The organism is Catenulispora subtropica (assembly GCF_039531675.1).
GTDB lineage: Bacteria > Actinomycetota > Actinomycetes > Streptomycetales > Catenulisporaceae > Catenulispora > Catenulispora subtropica.
The window spans coordinates 1-5,389 of the sequence record NZ_BAAAQM010000115.1 but is presented as its reverse complement, the minus strand read 5'-3'; the positions used below and the strand labels follow the sequence as shown (position 1 = coordinate 5,389).

Sequence of the window (5,389 nt, the reverse complement as noted above, 5' to 3'; positions counted from 1 at the left end):
CGCCCGCCGCGCAGGCGCCCCCGGAGGGCCGCCAGAGGCATCGCGCCCCGCCCTTTGGGCGCGAACGCGAAGCCACACCAACAGCAACCCGCCAACGCATCCGTTCCGAAACCTTGCTCTCAGCGCTTAAGGACCCAGCACCGCTTAAGACCCAGCACGCTTTGGGCCCCAGCACCGCTTAAGGCCCCAGCACCACACCTCACGTCTGACTGTTGAGCCGCTGCACATCGGCCAGGCCCGCGCGCAGCGCCCGCAGAGCCTCGTCGCCCCGGCCGGCCGCCTCCAGGAGATCGGCGAGCTCGTTCACGACCCGGGCCAGCTCCGGCCGCGGGCCGCGGTCGCGGAAGCCCGCGATGGCGGCGAGGAGGAAGCGTTCCTTCTCCGCGGCGCCTGGGGCCATCAGGGCCCGGAGTCGGTCGGCGCGGGCCTGCTGCACGGAGTTGTGGGCGCTGGGAAGCTCGGGTTCTGCTATGCCCATGGCGAGGCGGAGCTCGGCGAGTTCCAGCGCGGTGTCGACGCGCCGCTCGTCCTGTCCTGACTCGGCGAACAGCCGCTCCGCCACAGCCAGGTCGGCCAGGGCGCCCTCGCGGTCGCCGTCCCGGCCGCGGCGCAGTCCGCGGGCTCGGTGGCACCAGGCGAGCTTGGAGTGCAGGGCGGCCTCCCGGAGGGCCTGGCGGCCCTGCGCGAGTGCGACGGCGGCCTCGGGCAGGGCGGCGGCGTCCCCGGCGTCCAGGAGCGTGCGGGCAGTGGTCAGGTGGCCCCGGGCGACCGCGGTGGGTCGCGGTCCGGCGGCGAGGGCGAGTGCCGTCTCGGCCGCGTCGGCGGCCTGGACGTCGTCGCCGAGGTCGCTGTGCGCCACCGTGAGGTGGACGTGCAGGGCCAGCAGCGCCGAGGGGTCGGGGTGGCCGGTGCGGGTGAGTTCGTCGCGGGCCTCGGTGAGCAGATAGACGGCGTAGCGGGCGTCGCGCTGGTGGCGGAGGGCTGCCGCGCGGCCGACGGTGGCGTGCGCGCGGTGGTGCGGTGGGACCGCCGCGGTGGTGAACAGGTGGTCGGCGGCCTCGAAGTGGGCTGTGGCGTCGGCGAGGTCGGCGACTGTCAGGGCGGCGTGGCCCAGGCCGATGTGGCACCAGGCGCGTTGGGCCGGTGAGAGGCCCTCGGTGTGCAGCAGCTCGCGGAAGGCGGTCGCCGGGCCTCCGCTCTCGGCCTCGGCCAGTGCTAGTTCGAGCCGCAGTCCGTGGTCGGCGGCGCGTCCGGTGCGCAGCTCGTCGACGCCGATCCCGAGGCGCTCCGCGAAGTACTCCAGCGCCTCGACCGACGCCGTCCGCTTGCCGGCCTCCAGGGACGACACGAACGCCGCCGTGTAGCGCGGCTCGGCGAGTTCGCGCTGGCTCATGCCGCGTTCGGTGCGGAGGCGGTGGAGGCGTTCGCCGACGGAGGTCACCACGGGACCACCGGCCCGCCCACAGCGCTCACCACAGCGTCTCCGCTCCGCGCAGACCGCGCCGCAGCACCTGGCGCGCCTCGGCCTCGCGGCCGGTGCCCAGCAGCAGATCGGCGAGCAGGCCGCAGGTCGTCACCAGTTCGGCCATCAGGCCCGCGCCTTCGTAGCGGTCGGCGGCGATCACCAGATGGTGCTCCGCCTCGGCGTGCCGCCCCCGCTGCCCGGAGACCAGGCCGAGCAGGCGCGCCGCCTCGGCCATGCCCTCGCGGTGGCCGGTGTGCTCCGAGGTGCGCTGGGCCTCCGCCGCGAGCAGGTGGGCCTCGTCGAGGGCGCCCTGGCGGCGCAGGACCTCGGCCAGCTCCAGGGTGGCGCCGGCCTCGTCCTGGATCGCGCCGACCTCGTGCAGGATCGCGCGGGCGCTGCGGAACTCGGCGGCGGCCTCGGGGAGGCGCGCGGCGCGGCGCAGGACGTAGCCGCGGGCCCAGTGGCACATGCCGATCTCGCGCTGCATGCCGAGCTCGCTGTAGCGGTGGACGGCGTCGGTGAGGAGCCGGTCCACGTCGTCGAGTTCGGACTCGATGCGGCGGAGCTGGGCCGCCGTGGAGCAGAACTGCGCGATCCACTCCTGGTCGGAGACGCGCGGGATGAGCGGTGCGGCCTCCTGCTCGACGCGGCGGGCGCGGTCGTTCCAGTCGAGCTCGTTGTAGACGTACATCAGGGCCGAGGCGATGCGCAGCTCGGCGTCGGCGTCCGGTTCGGGGCGGGCGCGCAGGGCTCTGAGCTCGGTCTCCAGCAGCGCCATGGCCCGCTGCGGGTCGCCGACGGTGAACCGGGAGTACGCCACGCGGGCCACGGCGGCGGCGTGCAGGCGCACGCTCTCCGGGAGGACGTCGGCAAGCACGTCCTCGTAGACCCGCAACGCCCGGTCGACCTCGCCGAGATGGGTGTGGACCTCGCCGAGGCGGAGCCGGGCCCAGGCCGCGATCTCGGTCAGGCCGTAGGCCCGCGCCTGCTCCAGGACGGCCTCCAGCTCGGCGGCGGACTCCCCGGCCCGGCCGTGGGACAGCGCGAGCCGGGCCTCGACCAGGCGGGAGCGGAGCGCGGCCTCGGTGCCCGGCGGGCGGCCGTGCCGCAGGTCGTCGACGCCGGTGCCGAGACGCCCGGCCAGATGCGCCAGCGCCTCGTCGCTCGGCACCCGGGCGCCGGACTCGATCGCCGCGACGAAGGCCCGCGTGTAGGCCGGTTCCGCCAGCTCGCGCTGGGTCAGGCCCCGGGCCAGGCGCAGGCGCCGCACCTCCGAGGCCAGTCCCATGGCCCCACTTTAGGGCAGCGGCCTCGGAAAGGGATCAACCGGGGAGCGTCAGCCCTCTGCGATGTCAGGCCAGCAGTCCGCTGCCGAAGAAGTCCGAGGCGTCCTTCACCCCGGGCAGCACGAAGAAGTAGCCCCCGCCGACCGGCGAGATGTAGTCCACCAGCGGCTCGTCGATGAGCTTGGTCTGCACGAACTCGAACTGCCGCTGGACGTCCTGCTGGTAGCAGACGAACGCCAGGCCCATGTCCAGGTCGCCGACGGCGTCGAAGCCGCGGTCGTAGTTGTAGCCGCGGCGCAGGATGCGGTTCCGGTCGGTCTCCGGGGTGCGCGGGTTGGCCAGCCGGATGTGCGCGTCCAGCGGGATGGAGCCGCCCTTGGGGTCTTTGGCGTACTGCGGGATGTCGGTCTGCGCGGCGCCGTCCAGCGGCGCGCCGGTGTCCCGGCGGCGGCCGATCATCTTCTCCTGCTCCAGCAGGCTGACCCGGTCCCAGAACTCGACCAGCATCCGGATCCGCCGCACCACCTGGTACGTGCCGCCGGCGGTCCAGGCCGGCTCGGGCGCGCCCGGCTGCACCCACACCAGGTAGTCGTACTCGTGGTCGGTCGTCGGGTTCGCGATGCCGTCGTGGAAGCCGAGCAGGTTGCGCTGCGCGCCGGTGGGCCGCGGGTCGTTGGCCCAGCCGTCGATGCGGTACTTCAGCTGCATGCCGGCCCGGGTGTGCTTGGCGATGTCGCGGATCGCGTGGATCACCGTGTCCTGGCTGTCCGCGCAGATCTGCAGCGACAGGTCGCCGTGGCACTCGGCCGGATTCAGGTTGTCGTTCGGGAACGTCTTCATCGGCGTGAGCCGGGCCGGCTTCTTGTCGGCCAGGCCGAACCTGCCGTCGAACAGCGAGGCGCCGACACCGAGGGTGACGGTCAGACCGTCGGACGGGACGGTCGGGCCGAGGATCCCGCTGTCCGACGGCGGCGCCCCGACGCCGAGATCCGGCGGCGTGCCGCCGGCGGTGAGGAAGCGCGCCCGCTCGGTGAGGGTCTGGAACAGCTGGGTCAGCTCGCCCTTGTCGGCCGCGGTGACGTCGAAGACCGCGAGCGTCAGGTGCTTCTGCGCCGGGGTCGTGACGCCCTGCTGGCGCGGGCCGTGGAAGGCGAGGGTCCGGCCGGTCTTGGCCTCGCCCGACGGGGAGTTCGGCGCGGCGTCGGCGGCGGCCTTGTTCATCGCGAAGCCGGTGGCCCCGATGACCGCGGCACCGGTGACGCCGGCCGCCGCGCCCTTGAGCATCGCGCGGCGGGCGAAGCCGCTGTGGTCGAAGGGACAGGTGGCGGGCTGCGCGGGCTGGGCCGCGGCGGCGTCGGTGTCCGGTGTCGGGTTCTGCTCGGTCATCTCAAAGCACAGCTTTCGTCTACGAAGTCGGCAGGGCGGCGGGGGCGGCGGCCCCTCAGGTCGCCTTGCGGATCTCCAGCAGGTCCGGGACCACGGCCAGCTGCTCCAGCAGCTCGCCCAGCGTCCCGTTCAGCTTCTGCCGGTCGGCCGGGGCCAGCTTGTCCACCGGGATCCACGTCCCGTCGGGCTGCTTGGCGGCGGCCACGACCTTGCCGAAGCGGTCGAGCCAGGAGTCGATGTCCGCCAGCCCCCGCGGATCGCGGGCCTGCACCAGCGGGCGGATCACGTTCAGCACGACGCGAGTGCCGGCCAGGTTGGCGTCGGCGGTGGCCACGGTGGTGCCGGAGCCGTAGTCGGCGTCGCCGGTGAGCTGGAACTGGAGGGTGTTCTCGAGGATCTCGTGGGCGCGCAGCGGCAGGTCCGCGGGGTCGAAGTCCTGCTTCGGCCAGGCGTCGGACAGGCCGTGCACGTCGGCGTCCAACTGGTCGGCGACCGGCGCCAGGTCGGCCGCCGACTCACCGTGCCAGAGGCCGTACTCCAGCCGGTGGAAGCCGGTGAAGTCCTTGTCCTTCTCTTTGTCCGGCAGGCCGTCGGCGCGGCCGTCGATCTTGCCGTCCCAGTCGGCGAAGGTGCCGTAGGCGGCCCCGAGCCGGTTGTAGGCCAGGTGCGCGGTCAGCCAGTCGGCCTTGGCCGCGGCCAGATCGCCGGAGTCCACGTCCTGCTTCAACTTGCCGGTGTACCCGGCGAGCTCGGCCAGGTGGTCGGTGACGTAGGACCGGTACTGGTCCAGCGGCCCTTCCAGGTCCTTGTCGGAGATCGGCACGACCGCGGTCTTGGAGGTCCCGCTCCCGGTGACGCGCTTCACCGCCGAGGTCACCGCGCCCTTGCCGTTCGGCACGCAGCGCCAGGCGTAGGTGCCGGCGCCCAGCGTCGCGGTCAGCGGCCGGGTGGTGCCCGGCGCCAGGCCCTCGATCTCGCCGTAGACGGCGTTGGTCGACGGGTCCAGCAGGTAGACCTCGGCGGGCACGTCGCCGGTGTTCTTCATCTGGAACACGTGCTCTCCGGTGGCCAGGTCACCGAAGCCCTTGCCGCAGGCGGCGGCCGAGACCTCGACGGTCTGGTCGGCCTTGGCCGAGGAGTTCGGGCCGACGGCGACGATCACGGCCACCGCCGTGACGGCGGGCACCGCGACCGCCGCGGTGCCGAACGCCCAGCGCGGCGCCGGCCTGCGGGGCGCGGCCGGCGCGGCCGG

The 5,389-nt window shown here is 74.0% G+C and carries 4 protein-coding genes; all 4 read right to left on the bottom strand.

Annotation, left to right across the window (positions count from 1 at the left end; translation table 11 throughout):
- Positions 1–199: 199 nt before the first annotated feature.
- A complete protein-coding gene (locus tag ABD466_RS44110) occupies positions 200–1,444 on the bottom strand; it encodes a helix-turn-helix transcriptional regulator (protein WP_344663303.1) in 1,245 nt (414 codons plus the stop codon).
- Between the two features lie 25 nt (positions 1,445–1,469).
- Complete coding sequence (locus ABD466_RS44105; RefSeq protein WP_344663302.1) at positions 1,470–2,753, bottom strand: helix-turn-helix domain-containing protein; 1,284 nt, start codon at positions 2,751–2,753, stop codon at positions 1,470–1,472.
- Positions 2,754–2,817: 64 nt separating this feature from the next.
- On the bottom strand, positions 2,818–4,137 hold the full coding sequence (gene efeB, locus ABD466_RS44100; protein ID WP_344663301.1) for an iron uptake transporter deferrochelatase/peroxidase subunit: 1,320 nt from the start codon (positions 4,135–4,137) through the stop codon (positions 2,818–2,820).
- Between the two features lie 55 nt (positions 4,138–4,192).
- The coding region (locus ABD466_RS44095; protein ID WP_344663300.1) for an EfeM/EfeO family lipoprotein at positions 4,193–5,389 on the bottom strand (1,197 nt) is incomplete at its 5' end.

Coding starts and splice junctions, on each gene's coding strand:
- ABD466_RS44105 (WP_344663302.1), bottom strand. CDS start 2,753: ATGGGACTGGCCTCGGAGGTGCGGCGCCTGCGCCTGGCCCGGGGCCTG.
- efeB (WP_344663301.1), bottom strand. CDS start 4,137: ATGACCGAGCAGAACCCGACACCGGACACCGACGCCGCCGCGGCCCAG.